We start from the raw sequence: 17,483 nt of genomic DNA, 5'->3' as shown, positions 1-17,483 counted from the left end.
GCGCGACGCGAGGCGGAAGCAGAGGGACACGATGGTGCGATTCGGACACACCTTGATGGGCGAGCAGAGCGGACCTCGCGAACTGGTGCGGTACGCCCAGGCCGCGGAGGAGGCGGGTTACGACTTCGAGGTCTCGAGCGACCACTACTCCCTCTGGCTCGTGAGCCAGGGGCACTCGCCGTACGCGTGGACCGTGCTCGGCGCGGTCGCCCACGCGACCTCGCGCGTCGAGCTGATGACCTACGTGACGTGCCCCACGATGCGGTACCATCCGGCTGTCGTCGCCCAGAAGGCGGCGACCCTCCAGATCCTCAGCGAGGGCCGGTTCCTGCTCGGGCTGGGCTCGGGTGAGAGTCTCAACGAGCACGTCGTCGGCGAGGGCTGGCCCAACGTCGACGTCCGTCAGGACAGGCTCGTCGAGGCGATCGAGATCATCCGCGAGCTGCACACCGGCCGGCTGCTCACCTACGTCGGCGAGCATTTCCGCGTGGACTCCGCGCGGATCTGGGATGCGCCCGACACGCCGGTCGAGATCGGCGTGGCCGTGTCGGGCGAGGAGTCGATCGGATCGTTCGCACCGCTGGCGGACCATATGATCGCCGTCGAGCCACGACCCGAGCTGGTGGAACTGTGGGACGAGGCTCGCACGGCGGACGCCCGGCCCGGCACCCGCGGCACGTCACGCAAGATCGGGCAGGTGGCCGTCTCGTGGGACCCCGACAAGACCACCGCCGTCGAGCGCGCTCACGAGCAGTTCCGGTGGTTCGGCGGAGGCTGGCCTGTCAACGCCGACCTCACCACGCCGGCGGGCTTCGAGGCCGCGAGCAAGTTCGTGCGCCCGGAGGACGTGGCGGAGTCCATCGCGTGCGGGCCGGACCTCGACGAGCTCGCAGAGAGCGTGCGTCCCTATCTCGAGGCGGGCTTCACCGACATCGCCCTGGTGCAGATCGGCGACGAGGCGCAGGACCGGTTCCTCGCCGAGGCGGCCGGGCCACTGCTGGAACGCCTTCGCGCGATGAGCTGATCCGGCGCCACAAGGAGCGGTGCCGGCTCGCGCTCACCCCCGCCCCGCGAGGTGAGCCTCGATCACCCGAGCGGATGCTGCGGCCCCGTCCTCGTCCGCATACGCGGCGCGCACGCGCTCGGCCGCGGTGCGCATCCCGTCGTCCGTCAGCAGCCGGCGCACGGCGCCCGCCAGCGCGGGCGCGCCGGCCTGCTTCGGCGACAGCGCGAGCGCGTTGCCCTGACGGACGCATTGGTCGACGTTCCAGACCTGCTCCGGCTGCAGCCCCATGCCCACGAACGGGATCCCGGCCGCGCACGCCGTCTGCACGGTGCCCTGTCCGCCGTGGAGGACGGCAGCGTCGACCAGCCCGCCCAGCAGGTGCGCCGGCAGCAGCCCGGTCGCGTGGACGTTCGGCGGCAGCACGTCGGCTTCCCGCAGATAGTGCCGCACCGGCGCGACGACGTTCACAGGGAGAGCACCGAGCTGCGACGCGGCGGCGAGCGCCATCTCGCGATTCGCCGAGGAGCCGAGGCCGAGGTACACCAGCGGCTCGGGGCGCGCCGCGAGCTCCGCCACGATCGGCGGCATCGGCGCGTCGATGTGCGCGAAGATCGGCCCGACGCGTTGGTACGCGTCGGGGAGCGTGTAGCCCTCGAGCTCCCACGGCATGACGGTGAGGAGGTTGTGGTCGGCCTCGAGCAGCGACACGACGGTCTTCAGGGCCGGGACACCGTTGGCCTCAGCGACTCGGCCGAACGCCCGGGGCGCGAGCGGCAGGCGGTTGTAGGCCAAGCGCAGCAGGCTGGTCGCCACGCGGTCGAGCGCGTGGGCGACGCGGCCGCTGCCTCGCACCATCCCGAGCCGCGCGGTCTGCGCGACCTGAGGCCGGGTGAGTGCGAACGGCACCGCATAGAACAAGGGGATCTTCTCGGCCCGGGCCGAGATCATCGACGTCACGTTCGAGCCGATCACGACGGCCGCGGCATCCGTCTCCCGGATCAGCGCACGCTCGACGTCGACCCGCGCGGAGACCAGCGCATCGGTGAGCGGGCTGCGCAGGGTCTTGCCCTGGTCGAACCTCATGAGCTGTGCGCGCTGCGCGGAGGTCATCGCCGGCTCGCTCGCGCGGTAGTCGAAGCCCGCGTCGGTGATGAGGTACGCGAAGTCCGGCTCGTAGCCCAGGAACACGACGCGATGCGCGGGATCCAGCGCCCGCGCCACCTCGATCATGCGCGTCACCTCGGCGAGGTTGAACGTCACAGGGCAGAAGAGGACGGCAGCCATGCCGTCATCCTGGCAGGCGAGACGCCCGGCGACTGTCTCAGCGGTCGACGATGTCGGCGGCGTTGACACCGATCCAGGCCATGAGCGGCATCATGCGCTCCATCAGCTCGTCGCCGAGCGGCGTCAGGGAGTATTCGACGCGCGGCGGCACCTCGGGGTAGGCCGTGCGCGCCACGAAGCCGTCCTTCTCGAGCGTGCGCAGCGTCGACGCGAGCATCTTCTCGCTGATGCCCCCGACGGTGCGGCGCAACTCGCCCCACCGGATCGTGCCTTCGGAGAGCGCCATGAGCACCAGCACGCCCCACTTGCTCATGACGTGGTCGAGGACCACACGCGTCGGGCAGGCCTCGTCGAAGACACCCGGAATCTCTGACCGGATTTCCGCAAAACTCACCATCACGTGGGTACCTTACCTCAGAGTGGGTACCCGCAGGCTGGAATGTGTCGCTGCATACGGCACGTTGGCGTCCGGTGAGCGCGCACCGAGCGCGTCCCCACCGAAAGGACCACCATGACCATCCTCGTGACCGCCGCCGGCGGACAGCTCGGCCACCTCGTCATCGACGCCCTCCTCGAGCGCGGCGTCGCCCCGGGCGACATCGTCGCCGGCGCGCGCACGACCTCGAAGGTCGCGGATCTCGTGGAGCGCGGCATCCGTGTCGTCCCGCTCGACTACGACGCGCCCGAGGCCGTCGCCGCCGCGCTCGAGGGCGTCGACTCCGTGCTGCTCATCTCGGGCTCCGAACTCGGCCGGCGATACGAGGGCCACGTGAACGTGATCGACGCGGCGAAGGCGGCCGGCGTCGCGAAGCTGGTCTACACCAGCCTCGCGCACGCCGACTCGGCCGATTTCGTGCTCGCGCCCGAGCACAAGGCGACCGAGCAGCACCTCGCCGCGAGCGGTGTTCCCGCGGTCGTGCTGCGCAACAACTGGTACACCGAGAACTACGCGCCCGACGTGCTGCGCGCCGCCGAGACCGGCGTCATCGCCGCATCGGTGGGCGACGCGACGGTCGCCGCCGCGAGTCGCGCCGACTACGCCGAGGCCGCCGCCGTCGTGCTCATCGAGGACGGCCACCTGGGCCGCACCTACGAGCTCTCGGGCGACACCGCCGTGTCGTACGCCGACCTCGCCGCCGCCGCGGCCGAGCTGCTCGACCGCGACGTCGCCTTCGTGCCGGTCTCGCGAGAGCAGCTCGAGGCCGCGCTCACCGAGGCGGGGCTGGACGCGGGCACCGTCGGCTTCGTCGCCGAGATGGAGGCCGGCATCGCGCGCGGCGTGCTCGCCGACGCAGACCCGGCGCTCGCACGCCTGCTCGGCCGGCCGACGACGCCCGTGGCCGACGGCCTGCGCGCAGCCGTGGAGGCTTCCCGCATCAACGCCTGACCGCGCGGACAGAAGAGGAGGACGGATGCTGCGGCCGCAGCATCCGTCCTCCTATTCGTCCGTGACGATCACTGCCGGGTCGCGCGGTCGATCGCCATGACGAGGATCACGCGGTCCTCCTTGTCGCGCGGTGGCGTGGAGCTCGGGTTGCCGTAGCGGTTCTGCAGCCGGACGTAGAACGCGCCCTCGGGGTCGGGGACGACGTCGACGAGCTTGCCCGCCACCTCGAGGTACCGGAAAGGCGAGTCGGGATCGAGGATCGACAGCGACATCGACGGGTTGTGCTGCAGGTTGCGGTACTTCTGCCGATAGTTCGTGTGCGTGAACCGGACGTGCTCGCCGTCGAACTCGAACCACATCGGGTTGACCTGGACGGTGTCGTTCGGCCGGATGGTCCCGAGGTGCGCGTACACCGGGAGCTCGAGCAGATGGCGGCGGTCAGCGGGGACGATGTCGTCGACGTGAGGCATGGCACCAGTCTGCCGTGGCGTCGGCGGGCGAGGGCCGATCCCCGGAATCCGCGTCACGAACTACCCTCGGATCATGGCGACGCAGCCCGCACCCGGGTGGTACGACGACGGCTCCGGCAAACAGCGCTGGTGGGACGGCACGCACTGGACCGACCAGTACATCGATCTGCGCGAGCGCGACACCGAGCTGCGGACGGATGGCGGCCCCGCCGCCTCCGGGCCGGCACCGGCGGGATGGTACGACGACCAGCGCGGACGCACCCGCTGGTGGGACGGCCGGCGCTGGACGAGCGACGTGCGGTACAGCGGCGAGGAGCAGGACTTCGCGGGCGTCGTGATCGACGGCCGGTGGATCCACTTCGGCGACCTGAGCCAGCCGGTGAACGAGGTCGCGGCATCCGCGGACTCGGGCGACGCGCTGCTGCGGCGCCCGGAGTTCACGAGGGCCTCCGTCGAGCGGCGGATGTTCGGGGCCGCCGGTGCCATCACCCCGCGAAGCCTCAACCGGGCGATCGACCGAGCGGCACCGCACCTCGTCATCGCGGGGTCGCAGGTGTGGGTGGCGCCGTTCCCGCTCGCGCGCGACGCGGAGGCCCGCCGCTTCATCGCGTGGGTCAACAGCAGCGCGGACCACTACCGCTACCGCTGACACCGGTCTCGTCAGTCAGGCAGCACGAGCGGGAGCTCGTGCTCCTCGTCCCACGGCTCGCTCCAGCCGAGGCGGTCGAACAGCGCATCCAGCACCATGCCGGTGAACCCCCACACCAGGTGCTCGCCGGTCGCATGCCGCACGAGGAATCCGGGGCCGCGCCACTCCTGTCCGCCGCGACGGATCACCGTGACCCCGCGGTTGGCGGGGTTCAGCAGGTCGGCGACGGGCGCGCGGAACACATCGGCCGACTCCGCCTCGTCGACGACGCGGACGGGTGACGGATGCCGCCACCACGCGAGCACGGGAGTCACCATGTGCTGCGAGAAGGCGAGCGGGATGCGGACGAGCTCGCCCAGCACCTCGACGCCGGCGGGATCGAGCCCGGTCTCTTCGCGGGCCTCGCGCAGTGCCGCCGCCACCGGGCCGTCATCGCCTGGATCGATCCGGCCGCCGGGGAACGCGACCTGACCCGGATGCGCACGCAGCGTCGTCGCACGCGCGAGGAGCAGCACGTCGAGATCGCGGGACACCGCCGTGGACTGCGCGTCGTGGTCGCTGGGAAGCGTGTCGAGCACCCCGAAGAGCATGAGCACCGCGGCCGGGCGCGGGTCGGCGGGCGACGGCAGATCCAGCAGCGGGCCCGTCCCCGTCGAGGAGGTCTCGGCCAGCGCCGCGAGCTGAGCGCGCGCACCGAGCGCCTCCCGGCGACGCACATCGCCCGTCGGCGGAGTCATGGGATGCGGCATCCGTTCAGGCTACGCTTGCGCCCCGTGAGCATGTCCCGGTTTCGCTCATTCCTGGCCCGCAAAGCCACCGATTTCGGGACATGCTCCGTGGAATGTGGGACATGGATGCTTCGTGGAATCGGTGTCAGCCGCGGAAGTAGGTCTCTGCGACGCGGGCGAGGTCCCACAAGTCGCTCACGCCGGCGAGCTCGCGCGCCGAGTGCATGGAGAGGATCGGGATGCCGACGTCCACGGTCCGGATGCCGAGACGGGTCGCCGTGATCGGGCCGATCGTCGAGCCGCACGGCACCGCGTTGTTCGAGACGAACTCCTGGCTCGTGACGCCGGCCACGGCGCACCAGCCGTTCCAGGCCGCCGCGCCCGCGGCGTCCGTCGCGTACCGCTGGTTGGCGTTGATCTTGAGGATCGGGCCCGAGCCGAGCACGGGCTGCACGACCGGGTCGTGCTTGTCGGCGTAGTTCGGGTGGACGGAATGGCCGACGTCGCTCGAGACGCACCAGGATGCGGCGAGCGCGCGCAGCTGCTGCTCGCGATCGGCGCCGAGCGACAGCCACAGCCGTTCGAGCACGTCCGAGAGGAAAGGACCGGCCGCACCCGACCGGGTGCCCGAGCCGACCTCCTCGTGGTCGAAGACGGCGAGCATCGCGATGTGGCCGGCCTCGTGGCCGTCGGCCGCGCGCTCGAGCGCGACGACGCCCGCGTGCACCGACGCGAGGTCGTCGAGGCGTCCGGAGGCGAAGAACACATCGTCACGCCCGAAGATCGCGCCCCGCGCAGCGTCGGCGGTCACGATGTCGTAGCCGCGGACCCGGCCCGCGTCCACGCCCGCCTCGCGTGCGAGCTCGCCCAGGATGTCGGCGGAATCCGCCTCGCCGAGACCCCACACCGGCTGCGTCTGCGACTGCTTGTCGAGCGCGAGGTGGTCGTTGACCTCGCGGTCCAGATGGATCGCGAGCTGCGGGAGTCGCAGCAGCGGACCGGTCGCCGCGAGCACGCTCGTGCCGTCGTCGAGCACCAGCCTGCCCGCCAGGCGGAGCTCGCGGTCGAGCCACGAGTTCAGGAGCGGACCGCCGTAGATCTCGACGCCGGCCTGCAGCCAGCCGAGCTTGCCGGTCGTCGGCTTGGGCTTGAGCTTGAAACCCGGCGAGTCGCTGTGCGCGCCGAAGATCCGCACGCCCGTCGACGCCGTCGCGCTGGGCGGCACGACCCACGCGATCGCGGCGCCGTCGCGCACCACCACATACTTCCCCCCGGCCGGCGCCGGCCATCCGGCCGCCTCGTCGAGACGGACGAATCCCGCGTTCTCGAGGCGGCTCGCGACCTCGGCGGCCGCGTGGAAGCTCGACGGCGACGCCGCCACGAACGCGGCGAGATCGTCGGCGTGCGCGAGGGCTGCGGGGCGGGCGGGAGCGGTGGACGAGGGCACGGATGAGCCTCCTGTATGACGGCCGGCGGGTGCTTCGATCGTAGTTCGGAGGACCTTCCCAGGCGTCCTCATCCGACCGGATCCCACCCCTTGATCGGGCCTTTTCGAACATTCCGCTCACATGTAACGTTCAGGTAACGCACCGGAAGCGTCCAGAAACGCCCGGGAGACTCGGGGACTTGTGCCCGCCCGAACGGTCACGACGCGCCGCCCGATGGCGCATTTCGCTAATACGGAACCCGGTCTTATATGCGCTCCCACACGTCGATTCCGCCCGCCCGCCGCACTCTCCGCCGCGCCGAACGCCGCCTCCGCCGCCGCCCGGTGCTGGTCGCGGCGACGCTCGCCGTCGGCGTGCTGGCCACCGCCGCGTTCAGCACGGCGACCCCTGCATCGCAGGCCGAGGCATCCGGTTCGCTGACGAACTTCGCGCTGGCGTCGTACTCCCCGGTCTCCGTCACCGGCGAGACCGCCGCGGCACCGAGCGCGTTCGAGAAGACCGTCGCCGACGCCGATGCCGCGATGACCGCGGCGTCCACCGTGTCGTCCGACATCGCCGCGTCGGGTCTCGACGTCGGCACACCCGACACGGCGGTGGATACCACCGACCTCGAGGACGCCGTCGCGCAGCTGAAGCGTGCGCAGTCGCTCCCCGCGCAGTACACGACGGACGTCACCGATGCCGTCACCGCTCTCACCGCCTCGGTCAACGAGCAGGCGCAGGGCCTGCGTGGCAAGCTCGACGCCGCGATCGCCCTCAAGGCGCAGCGCGAGGCGGAGGAGAAGGCCCGAAAGGAGGCCGAGGCCGCCGCTGCCGCCAAGGCCGCCGAAGAGGCCGCCGCGGCGAAGAAGTCGGCGACGCCGCGTTCGTCCGGCGGGGGCGCACCCGTGTTCGCCACCGGCGGCGCCGTGGGCGGCACCAGCCCGGCCGACGCGCAGGCAACCGCACGCTCGATGATCGGAGGCTACGGCTGGGGCGACGACCAGTTCGGCTGCCTCGTGTCGCTGTGGATCAAGGAGTCGGGCTGGAATTACCAGGCCTACAACAGGTCCAGCGGTGCCTACGGCATCCCCCAGGCTCTCCCCGGCAGCAAGATGGGCAGCGCCGGCGCCGACTGGCAGACCAACCCCGCGACGCAGATCGCGTGGGGCCTCGGCTACATCTCGGGCCGCTACGGCAGCCCGTGCGGCGCGTGGAGCCACTCGCAGTCGACCGGCTGGTACTGATCGACGCGACGAACGCTCGTCGGCGATCCGGAGCGCTCGCCTGACCGCCTCGGAGAGGGCACGTCCTGACTGTGGACGTGCCCTCTTCGTCGCCTGGTGACCCGCGCCGGCAGAGGCGTGACTCAGGCGGTGCGGAGGATCTTCTCCATCGATCTGCCGCGGGCGAGTTCGTCCACGAGCTTGTCGAGGTACCGGATCTTCTGCATCAGCGGGTCCTCGATCTCCTCGACCCGCATGCCGCAGATGACGCCCGTGATGAGCGAGGCGTTCGGGTTGAGGTCGGCGTGGGCGAAGAAGTCCTCGAGCGTCGTCTGCTCGTCGAGGTGCTGCTTCAGCTCGGCATCGTCGAAGCCCGTGAGCCACTCGATGACCTCGTCGAGCTCCTCGGTCGTGCGCCCCTTCTTCTCGACCTTCGTCACGTAGAGCGGGTAGACCGAGGCGAAGCTGATCGAGAAGATCCGGTGCATGCCGACAGGCTAGTACCGGACGGATGCCTCGGCCCACGGCATCGGTGAGCCCCGGCGCAGAAGATGGTCCCGGTGGGTTGCCCTCCCACCGGGACCATCGCGCGTTCGCGGGAGACGGGACGGCGACCCGAACGCCGAAGCTCGACCGCTGCGCGCTGAACTGCATGTTGCTCCGCCAGATTACGCAGGGACACCCGGGTCCGTCTGCCTGTTGACACGCGCAGCGCCGACCTGATAGCCGAGCGAGTCGCGGCAACTCGACGATCGTGTCGGGCCTGCGTCGACTTCGGCTCGAGGTCGGACGGGGTCACTCCCCGCGCACCGCCACCACGACTTTGCCGAGTGCGCGGCCCTCGCCGTGCCACGCAAGCGCTTCGGGGACCTGATCGAGCGAGAACACGCGGTCGATATGCACCCTCACCTCTCCCGCCGCGCACCGCTCCGCGACCGGCACGAACGCCGAGGGGCCCTGGCGCACGAACAGCACCCCCAATCGCCGGCCGGTGAGGGCTCCGAGCAGCGCGCCGGCGGTCAGCATCCGTATCAGCGCCCGTCCCGTGCCACCGACCATCACGCACCGGCCGCCCTTCGCGAGCGCACGCCCGTAGGCGAACACGGAACGGCGCGCGACGAGGTCCACGATGAGGTCGTACGGGCCGCGACGGGTGAAGTCCTCGCACCGGTAGTCGATGACCTCGTCCGCGCCGAGCGCGCGGAGGAAGTCGAGCTTGCCGGCGTTGTCGACCGCCGTCACGTGCACGCCCTTCTGCGTCGCGAGCTGCATCGCGAGAGTGCCCGAGCCTCCGCCGGCGCCGTTGAGCAGCATCCGCGCACCCGGCTCCGCCAGCGCCACGGCGTGCGTCGCGATCGCGGCTGCCTGGGGAAGAGCGGATGCCTCGGCGAACGACAACTGCGCCGGCTTCGGGGCGAGCGCCGCCTCGGGCACGGCGACGAATTCGGCGAACCCGCCGTAGCGGGGCATGATGTCGCCGAACACCTCGTCGCCGATCGCGAACCGCGTCACGCCCTCGCCGACGGCCGCGATGCGGCCGGCGATGTCGGAGCCGAGGATCCGGTGCCGCGGCCGGAACAGCCCGCCCAGGCGCGCGTAGGCGGGACTTCCGTGCAGCCCCTCCCAGTCAGAGAGGTTCACCGACGTCGCCACGACCTCGACGAGCGCCTCGCCGGCCCGGGGCACCGGCCGCGGGACGTCGCGCACCTGGAGCTGCTCGGGCGAACCGTACCGCTCGTACACGACCGCGCGCATGCCGACATCGTCTCGGGCTCGCGACGATGCGCGCAACGTCCTCTCGGCGTGGCGGAGCGAGGTCCCGCTCAACCGCCCGCGCCCGGAGGCAGCAGCGGCTGCAAGGCCCGGCCCAGCACGACGGCCAGATCGGCGCTGATCTCCGCGGTGAGGTGATGCGAGTCGCGGTACACGAGCGTGTTGCCGAGGATGGGCGGACACGCGTCGACGCCGCACAGGTACTCGTTGAGGTCGACGAGCGGCACGCCGCGCTCGGCGGTGGCCGTCGCCTCGCCCTCGCGGGCCGGCCCGGCCAGCGCGATCGTCCGGGGCTGAGCACATGCCACGGCGTCGGAGAGGTGCGCCGACAAGCACGGTGCCGGGTCCTCCCGCATATCGGGGGTGTCGGCCATCATCGCGACGGGCGCGTCGATCGCGTCGAGGGTACGGCCGAACGCCGCCGCCCATGTCTTCGCGTCGTCGTCGACGCCGGGGGCGAGCTCCGGGTCGGTGAAGGTCGCCAGGATCACCAGGGCAGGAGGCGAAGCGTTGATGCGGTCGATCACGGCGTCGCGCCATTCGGGGCACTGCGGGAAGGGCGCGCCCCGGCGCAGCGAGTCGATGTCGGCCGCCGGGCAGGAGCTCTTCGTGTGGACCTCGACCGAGTACCCGGCCGACGTGGCGAAGCCCTCGAGCGCGGGGAACCACTGCGCGGCGTGCGAGTCGCCCAGGAGCACGATGCGAGGCGCCGCGGGATCCCCGTAGACGCAGCCCTCGGCATCCGTGGCGGCGCTGCCCCGCATGCAGCCGTCCTGGTAGAGCTCGGGAAGGCTGTCGCGGGCGTCCCGCAGCGCAGGCGCGAGGTTGTCGGGCACGAACTCTGTGCCGCGCGGGGCATCGACGATGACGGTGCTCGAGGCCGCGCGCTCCGCGTGCAGCGAACGCGTGTCGACCACGGCGTACGCGGCGCTCGCGAGGCCCAGGCACGCGAGGGAGCCGGCAAGCGCGCCGACCAGCGTGACGCGCGCACGCCGCTTCGTGAGCAGCGGCGCGCGGCGCACCGGATCCTCGACGAACCGGTACAGCAGCCACGCCACCGGCACGCACGCGACCGCGATGCCGAGTGTCGTCCACAGTGGCAGCTCCCCCGGAAGCGCGGTGCCGGGCAGCACGATCGCCGGCCAGTGGATGAGATACAACGAGTACGAGATCGTCCCGATGAACACCATGCCGCGGGTCGACAGCATCCGTGTCGGTCCGCGCCGCGTCTCACCCGCCGCGATCACCGCCGCGGTGCCGAGCACGGGCAGCGCCGCCGCCGCACCCGGGAAGAGCGTCCCGGACGAGAAGAAGAGGACGGACGCCGCCACCGCCGCGATCCCCGCCCACCCGAGGGGAGCCGCCCACCGCTCCCCCACGATCCCGGGTCTGCGCTGCAGCAGCACGGCGACGAGCCCGCCCACGCCGAGCTCCCACGCGCGCGACGGCAGCGAGAAGAACGCCCACGGCTGCGCGGCGAACGTGAGCCACACGCAGAGTGCGAACGAGGCGGCGACCACCGCGATGAGCACGGCGACCAGCGCCCGTCGCGAGCGGACCAGCACCCACACCAGTGCGAGCACCGCCGGCCACAGCAGGTAGAACTGCTCCTCGACCCCCAGCGACCAGTAGTGCTGGAACAGCGACGGATTCGACGACTCGGCCAGGTAGTCCGAGTTCGCGGAAGCGAAGAAGTAGTTCGGCACGTACAGCGCGGTGGCGACGGCCGCGGCCCAGAGGTCTTTCATGAGCAGCGGCGGATACCAGATGAGCGCCGCCGCGACGGAGATGATCAGGACGACGAACGATGCCGGCAGGATGCGGCGGGCCCGTCGGGCGTAGAACTCCCCGAATCTCAGCCGGTCATGACGCTCGAGCTGCCCCAGCAGGTGCGACGTGATGAGGAAGCCCGAGATGACGAAGAACACGTCGACGCCGACGTAGCCGCCCGGCAGGAACGGCAGCCCCGCGTGATAGAGCAGGACCGACGCGACCGCGATCGCGCGCAGTCCTTGAACATCGGCGCGAAAACCCGCGTGGTCGGGCTGGGCGCGTGCTCGGTCCACCACTCGACAGACTCTAGGTCGGCGAGGTGAACGGTCGACACCCCCTTGACGGACCGTGGCGTACGCTGCACGATACGGCCACGCCGCCCGGGGCTGGCATACTGACGAACCCCGCCCCTCCTCCCGACCGGAGACGCACATGGCCCCCCTGCCGCTGTTCAATCTGGCGCAGGACCATCCGCCCAAGACTCCGCTGCGCCGCTTTCTCTGGGCGTGTGCGGTGTTCCTCTTCTGCGCGGGGGTCCTGCCGTTCCTGATCCGCGGCGGGATCCAGCAGTGGGCGACGCTCGACCTGCCATCGGCGCTCTTCACGACCTGTCTGGCCGCGGCCCTCCTCTTCGGGCTCGGCGCCGCGATCTCCGCCTTCGTCGACCTGGCGCGTTCGCGCCGGGGAGCGGGCTACGACACGCGACCGTCGCCTGGGCGCGACACTCGCAGCCAGCGGTAGCCGTAGCCCGGCACCTCGAGCTCCAGGCCTCCCCGTCCATCGAGCTCGATGCGCTGCGAGCCCAGCAGGTCGACCAGGCAGGTGCCTTCCGGCTCCCCGTCCACGATGAATCGCGTCGTCGACGGAACCTCGTCGAAGTTGTGGATCGCGATAAGCCGACCGACATCGGCGCTGAGAGAGTGGACGAGGACCGCCGGCACCGGCTGCTCGAGCACCTCGAAGGCTCCCCACCCGAGCTCCGGCGAGATCCGGTAGCGCGACATCAGGTCGCGGAAGAAGTGCAGCAGCGAATCGCGGTCCTTGATCTGGGCTGCGGCGTTGACGTGCTCAGGCGCGTAGCCGTCGCCCGGCGGCTGCGCGATCAGCCGCGACGGGGGCGCCGACGAGAAGCCGCCGTTCTTCTCGCCCGTCCATTGCATCGGCGTGCGCACGGCGCTCCGCCCCGGGATCTCGGCGTTCTCGCCCATCCCGATCTCCTCGCCGTAGAACAGCACCGGTGTGCCCGGGAGCGTGAACATCAAGCTGTACGCCATGCGGATACGCCGCGGGTCGCCGAGCATCGGAGGCAGCCGGCGCGTGATGCCACGGCCGTAGACGCGCTGCTTCTCGTCCGGCGCGAAGGCTTCGAACACCTCCTCCCGTTCGTCGTCGGACAACTTGTCGAGCGTCAGCTCGTCGTGGTTGCGCAGGAAGTTCGCCCACTGCACATCCTCGGGAAGGTCGGGCCGTGACGTCAGCGCCTCGACGAGCGGCGCGGGATTCCTGCGGGCGAGAGACAGGTAGAACGCCTGCATCCCGATGAAGTCGAACTGCATCGACAGCTCGTTCACCTCCGCACCCCCGAAGTACTGCACCTGCTGGTCGTACGGGAGGTTCACCTCGCCGAGCAGGATCGCCTCGCTCGAGCGGCGCTGAAGGAACCGACGGAAGTCCCGCAGGAGCTCGTGCGGATCGGGGATCCGGGCGCCCTTCGGCAGCTCGAGGAAGAAGGGGACCGCGTCGACACGGAAACCGGCCACTCCCAGCTGCAGCCAGAAGCCGATCACCCTCGCCAGTTCGTCGCGCACGACGGGGTTCGCGATGTTGAGGTCGGGCTGGTGCTCGTAGAAGCTGTGCTGATACCACTGCCCCGACGCCTCGTCCTCGGTCCAGATGCCCTTCGCGTCGCCCGGGAACACGGCGTTCTTCTGACCCTTCGGCGGCGGATCGTCGCGCCACACGTAGTAGTCCCGGTAGGGCGAGTTCACGCTCCGCTTCGCCTTCAGGAACCACGGATGCCGGTCGGACGTGTGGTTGACGACCAGGTCCACGATCACCCGCATGCCGCGGTCGTTGGCGGTGCGGATCACCTCGACGAGCTCGCCGTGGTTGCCGAGCCGCGGATCGACGCCGTAGAAGTCCGTGATGTCGTACCCGTCGTCGCGGTCGGGAGTCGGGTAGAAGGGCATCAACCACAGGCACGTCACGCCCAGCTGCGCGAGATAGTCGATGCGCTGAGCGAGGCCCTGCATGTCGCCGGTCCCGTCACCGTCGGCGTCCATATACGTCTCGACGTCGAGGCAGTAGACGATGGCGCTCTTCCACCACAGGTCGCTCGTGTCGGTGATCTTCATCGTGCCTCCTCCGGTCGGGGACGGATGCCGGCTGCCGCGGCCGCACGGCGGCCACGCATGGACCTTCCGCGATTCTCACGAGCAGCGGGGCACCTCGCGAGGCCCTTGAGATCGGCCGCGTCGTCGGGTACGCGCGGCTAGAGTCGAAGGGCCGCGCGGGTCGCAGCATCCGTCCCTTCCCATGCCTTGCGGGCGCAACGGTGCGCGCACGTTCCGAGGAGCCGCCGTGTCCACCGTCGCCGAATCCGCCGATCGCCATCGCAGCGAGCCGACCGTGCTGCAGGCGCTGCGCCGGCCGCGTCTGCTCACCCGCGAGGTCATCGCCGGACTCGTCGTGGCGCTCGCCCTCATCCCCGAGGCGATCGCCTTCTCGGTCGTCGCGGGCGTCGATCCTCGGGTGGGGCTGTTCTCATCGTTCGTGCTCGCGGTCGTCATCGCGTTCACCGGTGGGCGCCCGGCGATGATCACCGCCGCCGCGGGCGCGGTCGCGCTCGTCATCGCGCCGGTGGCGCGCGAGTACGGCTCCGACTACCTCATCGTCACGATCGCGCTCGCGGGCGTCATCCAGGTGCTCTTCGCGATGCTGGGAGTCGCGAGGCTCATGAGGTTCATCCCGCGCAGCGTCATGGTGGGCTTCGTGAACGCCCTCGCGATCCTGATCTTCCTGTCGCAGATGCCACAGCTCGTCGACGTGCCGTGGGCCGTGTACGCGCTCGTGGCGGTGGGTCTCGGCATCCTTATCGTCTGGCCGCGGATCACGCGCGTCGTCCCCGCGCCGCTCATCGCGATCGTGGTGCTGACCGTGGTCGTGGTGGGCTTCGGACTGTCCGCGGTGCCGAACGTCGCTGACCAGGGCGAGCTGCCCCGCAGCCTTCCGGAGCTCCTCATCCCCAGCGTGCCCGGGACGTGGGAGACGCTCCAGATCATCGCTCCGTACGCGTTCGCGGCCGCGCTCGTGGGCCTCCTCGAGTCGCTCATGACCGCGAAGCTCGTCGACGACATCACCGACACCCGCTCCCGCAAGACCCGCGAGGCGTGGGGCCTCGGCGTCGCCAACATCGCCTCGGCGTTCTTCGGTGGCACCGGCGGCTGCGCGATGATCGGCCAGACGATGATCAACGTGAAGACGTCCGGCGGCCGCACCCGCATCTCCACCTTCATGGCTGGAGCATGGGTGCTCGTGCTGGTCGTCGTCCTGGGCGACATCGTGGGGCTCATCCCGATGGCGGCACTCGTCGCCGTCATGATCGTGGTGTCCGTGATGACGTTCGACTGGCACAGCATCCGTCCGTCGACGTTGAAGCGGATGCCGCTCAGCGAGACGCTCGTGATGCTCGTCACCGTCGTGGCCACGGTCTGGACGCACAACCTCGCCGTCGGCGTGATCCTCGGCGTGCTCGCCGCGATGGTGCTGTTCGCGCGACGCGTCGCGCACTTCACGACCGTCACCCGCGAGGTCGACGGCGACATCGCCCGCTACCGCGTGGACGGCGAGCTCTTCTTCGCCTCGAGCAACGACCTCACGACGCAGTTCGAGTACGCCGCCGACCCACCGAACGTGGTCATCGACCTCTCGCGCACCCACGTGTGGGACGCCTCGACCGTCGCCGCCCTCGACGCGATCGTCACGAAGTACGAGTCCCGCGGAACGGCCGTCGAGCTGCGCGGGATGACGGATGCTGCGGCCCGCTTCCACGGCCGCCTCAGCGGCGAGCTCGGCTCGGCGTGATCGCGCCACGAGGGGCGGCTCGGCTTCCGGCGCAAGCCCCTGCCCCGTTCTGCGCCATCCGCCTACGGTGAACTCAGCGGACGCGAGGAGGGGCGATGATCGACGAGCACGCCGGTCTGCCCCTCATCGGCCCGGTGGCACCGCCCGCGCTGCACATCATGACCTTCAACATCCGCCGCCGGATGGACGGTCTGGCGTGGCGACGCGCCGACCGCTGGCGTCATCGCGCTCCCGCGGTGCGCGCCCTGCTCCGCCAGGAGCAGCCGACGATCGCAGGGCTGCAGGAGGTCATGCCCGACCACGCCGACGCGGTGCTCGTCTCCCTCGGGCGGCGCTACCGGTTCGTCGGACGAGGACACGGCCGACGCGGGACCGGTGAGGGCTGCCCGCTCTTCTACGACGCCGAGCGCCTCGAGCTCCTCCACTGGGAGCAGACGGCGCTGTCGGAGTACCCGCACGAGGCGGGGTCGCGCACGTGGGGGAACCCGATCCCTCGCATCGCGGTGGCCGCCCGCTTCCGCGACCGTGCCACCGGAGGCAGGTTCACGGCGGTGAACACTCACCTCGACCCGTTCTCCCCGCGCTCGCGTCTGCGCTCCGCGGACGCCCTCAAGGCCGTCATCGACTCCGGCCCCGCCGTGCTCACCGGCGACCTGAACGCGGGCGCCGGCTCGCGGACCCTGCGCGACATGCTCGACGGCGGCCTGCGGGACGCGTGGTCGATCGCCGAGCACCGGGTAACAGCATCCGTGGGCACGTTCGCGAACTACCGGACGCCGAGACCCGACCGTGCCCGCATCGACTGGATCCTGGTCACGCCGGGGGTGGCGGTCCAGCGGGCCGCCATCAACACCCGTCTCTTCGCGGGCGTGTGGCCCTCCGACCATCTCCCGGTGCAGGCCGTCCTCTCGGTCCCCGACGAACCGGAGCAGCCGTGATCGACCGTTGCCTCGCACCCCCGCGCGGCATCGCCGCCTGGACGGCCGACGGCGTCCGCCTGCTCGGCCTGCTCGGGGTCGTCGCCGCGTTCGTCTGGTGGGCGCCGGGCGACGCGGGCATCGTCTCCCTTGCGCTGGTCGCGCTGATGATCCCGCGTTTCGCCGGCGTGCGGGCCGGATTCGACATCGCATTCTGCGTCGCAGCCCTGGTCGCGGCGTGGAGCAATGTGCTCGACGCCTACGAGTCCGTCGCGGTGTGGGATCTCGTGGTCCACTGCATCTTCACCGGGATGCTCGCCGCGATGGCCTATGTGGTGCTCGCACGCGCGGGGATCGTGCCCGTCCCGCTCGCCGAGGGAACGCGACCGGCGACCCCCGTGGTGCTCGTGACGGTGCTGGGACTCGCGCTCAGCGCGGTCTGGGAGATGCTCGAGTGGGTGGGTCGCACCCTCATCGCCCCCGACATCTTCGTGACCTATCAGGACACGATCGGCGACATGGCCGCCGGGGGCATCGGCGCGCTCATCGCGGGGTGCATCGTCGCGCGCGTCAGCCTGCTGAGCGATCCGGTGTGACCTCGACCAGCACGCGTGTCGGAGATGCGGAGCAGTCGCGTCGCCGTCCTCTGATTCTCGCCGCCGCTCGGGCGCGGTGAGGGAACCCGAGCCGTTGTGGAACTCAGAGCCCGTTCCCAGGTTCGAGGGACCAAAAGCGACGAAACATCCGTTCTCCTCTATGA

At 70.9% G+C, this 17,483-nt stretch carries 17 protein-coding genes; 8 read left to right on the top strand and 9 right to left on the bottom strand.

Annotated elements, in window-relative coordinates; translation table 11 throughout:
• Positions 1-31 precede the first annotated feature (31 nt).
• Entirely contained in the window at positions 32-1,024 is a 993-nt protein-coding gene (locus MRBLWH7_RS19580) for a TIGR03557 family F420-dependent LLM class oxidoreductase (RefSeq protein WP_341997546.1), read from the top strand.
• 33 nt (positions 1,025-1,057) lie between these two features.
• Here MRBLWH7_RS19580 and MRBLWH7_RS19575 read toward each other — a convergent pair whose 3' ends face one another.
• Positions 1,058-2,290 carry a nucleotide disphospho-sugar-binding domain-containing protein gene (locus MRBLWH7_RS19575; protein WP_341997544.1) on the bottom strand — a complete coding sequence of 411 codons (1,233 nt, stop codon included), beginning with the start codon at positions 2,288-2,290 and terminating at the stop codon, positions 1,058-1,060.
• Positions 2,291-2,327: 37 nt separating this feature from the next.
• Positions 2,328-2,690, bottom strand: coding sequence for a helix-turn-helix domain-containing protein (locus tag MRBLWH7_RS19570; RefSeq protein WP_341997542.1), 363 nt, complete (start codon positions 2,688-2,690; stop codon positions 2,328-2,330).
• Between the two features lie 111 nt (positions 2,691-2,801).
• On the opposite strand from MRBLWH7_RS19570, the gene MRBLWH7_RS19565 reads away from it, so the two are divergent.
• On the top strand, positions 2,802-3,677 hold the full coding sequence (locus MRBLWH7_RS19565; RefSeq protein WP_341997540.1) for an SDR family oxidoreductase: 876 nt from the start codon (positions 2,802-2,804) through the stop codon (positions 3,675-3,677).
• Between the two features lie 68 nt (positions 3,678-3,745).
• Here MRBLWH7_RS19565 and MRBLWH7_RS19560 read toward each other — a convergent pair whose 3' ends face one another.
• Positions 3,746-4,147, bottom strand: coding sequence for a PPOX class F420-dependent oxidoreductase (locus MRBLWH7_RS19560; protein WP_056369280.1), 402 nt, complete (start codon positions 4,145-4,147; stop codon positions 3,746-3,748).
• A 73-nt stretch (positions 4,148-4,220) separates the two neighbouring features.
• Between MRBLWH7_RS19560 and MRBLWH7_RS19555 the strand changes: the two genes are divergently transcribed.
• The gene (locus tag MRBLWH7_RS19555; protein WP_341997536.1) at positions 4,221-4,796 is read left to right on the top strand and encodes a DUF2510 domain-containing protein; all 576 of its coding nucleotides are present in this window, start codon (positions 4,221-4,223) and stop codon (positions 4,794-4,796) included.
• 11 nt (positions 4,797-4,807) lie between these two features.
• On the opposite strand, the gene MRBLWH7_RS19550 is transcribed toward MRBLWH7_RS19555, so the two are convergent.
• Both MRBLWH7_RS19550 and MRBLWH7_RS19545 read right to left on the bottom strand, forming a co-directional pair.
• Positions 4,808-5,545, bottom strand: a complete 738-nt coding sequence (locus MRBLWH7_RS19550) for a CoA pyrophosphatase (protein WP_341997534.1) — start codon at positions 5,543-5,545, stop codon at positions 4,808-4,810.
• A 124-nt stretch (positions 5,546-5,669) separates the two neighbouring features.
• Entirely contained in the window at positions 5,670-6,971 is a 1,302-nt protein-coding gene (locus MRBLWH7_RS19545; RefSeq protein WP_341997531.1) for a M18 family aminopeptidase, read from the bottom strand.
• 249 nt (positions 6,972-7,220) lie between these two features.
• On the opposite strand from MRBLWH7_RS19545, the gene MRBLWH7_RS19540 reads away from it, so the two are divergent.
• Positions 7,221-8,198, top strand: coding sequence for a lytic transglycosylase domain-containing protein (locus MRBLWH7_RS19540; RefSeq protein ID WP_341997528.1), 978 nt, complete (start codon positions 7,221-7,223; stop codon positions 8,196-8,198).
• Between the two features lie 122 nt (positions 8,199-8,320).
• On the opposite strand, the gene MRBLWH7_RS19535 is transcribed toward MRBLWH7_RS19540, so the two are convergent.
• From MRBLWH7_RS19535 to MRBLWH7_RS19525, 3 genes are all read right to left on the bottom strand, one after another.
• Positions 8,321-8,665 (bottom strand): DUF2200 domain-containing protein, encoded by a 345-nt coding sequence (locus MRBLWH7_RS19535; protein WP_341997525.1) that lies wholly within the window; start codon positions 8,663-8,665, stop codon positions 8,321-8,323.
• 307 nt (positions 8,666-8,972) lie between these two features.
• On the bottom strand, positions 8,973-9,932 hold the full coding sequence (locus tag MRBLWH7_RS19530) for an NAD(P)-dependent alcohol dehydrogenase (protein ID WP_341997523.1): 960 nt from the start codon (positions 9,930-9,932) through the stop codon (positions 8,973-8,975).
• 68 nt (positions 9,933-10,000) lie between these two features.
• Complete coding sequence (locus MRBLWH7_RS19525; protein WP_341997521.1) at positions 10,001-12,019, bottom strand: acyltransferase family protein; 2,019 nt, start codon at positions 12,017-12,019, stop codon at positions 10,001-10,003.
• A gap of 136 nt (positions 12,020-12,155) precedes the next feature.
• Between MRBLWH7_RS19525 and MRBLWH7_RS19520 the strand changes: the two genes are divergently transcribed.
• Positions 12,156-12,464, top strand: a complete 309-nt coding sequence (locus tag MRBLWH7_RS19520) for a hypothetical protein (protein WP_341997519.1) — start codon at positions 12,156-12,158, stop codon at positions 12,462-12,464.
• Here MRBLWH7_RS19520 and MRBLWH7_RS19515 read toward each other — a convergent pair.
• Complete coding sequence (locus MRBLWH7_RS19515) at positions 12,416-14,077, bottom strand: alpha-amylase family protein (RefSeq protein WP_341997518.1); 1,662 nt, start codon at positions 14,075-14,077, stop codon at positions 12,416-12,418. The genes MRBLWH7_RS19520 and MRBLWH7_RS19515 overlap by 49 nt on opposite strands.
• A gap of 226 nt (positions 14,078-14,303) precedes the next feature.
• Here MRBLWH7_RS19515 and MRBLWH7_RS19510 point away from each other — a divergent pair, with 226 nt between their 5' ends.
• The 3 genes from MRBLWH7_RS19510 (at position 14,304) to MRBLWH7_RS19500 (ending at position 17,319) form a co-directional block, all read left to right on the top strand.
• Entirely contained in the window at positions 14,304-15,806 is a 1,503-nt protein-coding gene (locus MRBLWH7_RS19510; protein WP_341997515.1) for a SulP family inorganic anion transporter, read from the top strand.
• Positions 15,807-15,901: 95 nt separating this feature from the next.
• Positions 15,902-16,744 carry an endonuclease/exonuclease/phosphatase family protein gene (locus MRBLWH7_RS19505; RefSeq protein WP_341997512.1) on the top strand — a complete coding sequence of 281 codons (843 nt, stop codon included), beginning with the start codon at positions 15,902-15,904 and terminating at the stop codon, positions 16,742-16,744.
• A complete protein-coding gene (locus MRBLWH7_RS19500) occupies positions 16,741-17,319 on the top strand; it encodes a hypothetical protein (RefSeq protein ID WP_341997509.1) in 579 nt (192 codons plus the stop codon). Before MRBLWH7_RS19505 ends, MRBLWH7_RS19500 begins: the two co-directional genes overlap by 4 nt.
• The last annotated feature ends 164 nt before the right edge of the window (positions 17,320-17,483 follow it).

It is taken from the genome of Microbacterium sp. LWH7-1.2 (assembly GCF_038397755.1).
Taxonomy (GTDB): Bacteria; Actinomycetota; Actinomycetes; order Actinomycetales; family Microbacteriaceae; genus Microbacterium.
The sequence above is the reverse complement of the archived record's forward strand: the minus strand, read 5'-3'. Positions and strand labels throughout refer to the sequence as shown.

What these genes read in the sequence shown, in the direction of transcription:
- MRBLWH7_RS19560 (WP_056369280.1), bottom strand. Translation starts at nt 4,147, where the DNA reads ATGCCTCACGTCGACGACATCGTCCCCGCTGACCGCCGCCATCTGCTC.
- MRBLWH7_RS19550 (WP_341997534.1), bottom strand. Translation starts at nt 5,545, where the DNA reads ATGCCGCATCCCATGACTCCGCCGACGGGCGATGTGCGTCGCCGGGAG.
- MRBLWH7_RS19580 (WP_341997546.1), top strand. Translation starts at nt 32, where the DNA reads ATGGTGCGATTCGGACACACCTTGATGGGCGAGCAGAGCGGACCTCGC.
- MRBLWH7_RS19565 (WP_341997540.1), top strand. Translation starts at nt 2,802, where the DNA reads ATGACCATCCTCGTGACCGCCGCCGGCGGACAGCTCGGCCACCTCGTC.
- MRBLWH7_RS19535 (WP_341997525.1), bottom strand. Translation starts at nt 8,665, where the DNA reads ATGCACCGGATCTTCTCGATCAGCTTCGCCTCGGTCTACCCGCTCTAC.
- MRBLWH7_RS19555 (WP_341997536.1), top strand. Translation starts at nt 4,221, where the DNA reads ATGGCGACGCAGCCCGCACCCGGGTGGTACGACGACGGCTCCGGCAAA.
- MRBLWH7_RS19515 (WP_341997518.1), bottom strand. Translation starts at nt 14,077, where the DNA reads ATGAAGATCACCGACACGAGCGACCTGTGGTGGAAGAGCGCCATCGTC.
- MRBLWH7_RS19530 (WP_341997523.1), bottom strand. Translation starts at nt 9,932, where the DNA reads ATGCGCGCGGTCGTGTACGAGCGGTACGGTTCGCCCGAGCAGCTCCAG.
- MRBLWH7_RS19520 (WP_341997519.1), top strand. Translation starts at nt 12,156, where the DNA reads ATGGCCCCCCTGCCGCTGTTCAATCTGGCGCAGGACCATCCGCCCAAG.
- MRBLWH7_RS19505 (WP_341997512.1), top strand. Translation starts at nt 15,902, where the DNA reads ATGATCGACGAGCACGCCGGTCTGCCCCTCATCGGCCCGGTGGCACCG.
- MRBLWH7_RS19540 (WP_341997528.1), top strand. Translation starts at nt 7,221, where the DNA reads ATGCGCTCCCACACGTCGATTCCGCCCGCCCGCCGCACTCTCCGCCGC.
- MRBLWH7_RS19575 (WP_341997544.1), bottom strand. Translation starts at nt 2,290, where the DNA reads ATGGCTGCCGTCCTCTTCTGCCCTGTGACGTTCAACCTCGCCGAGGTG.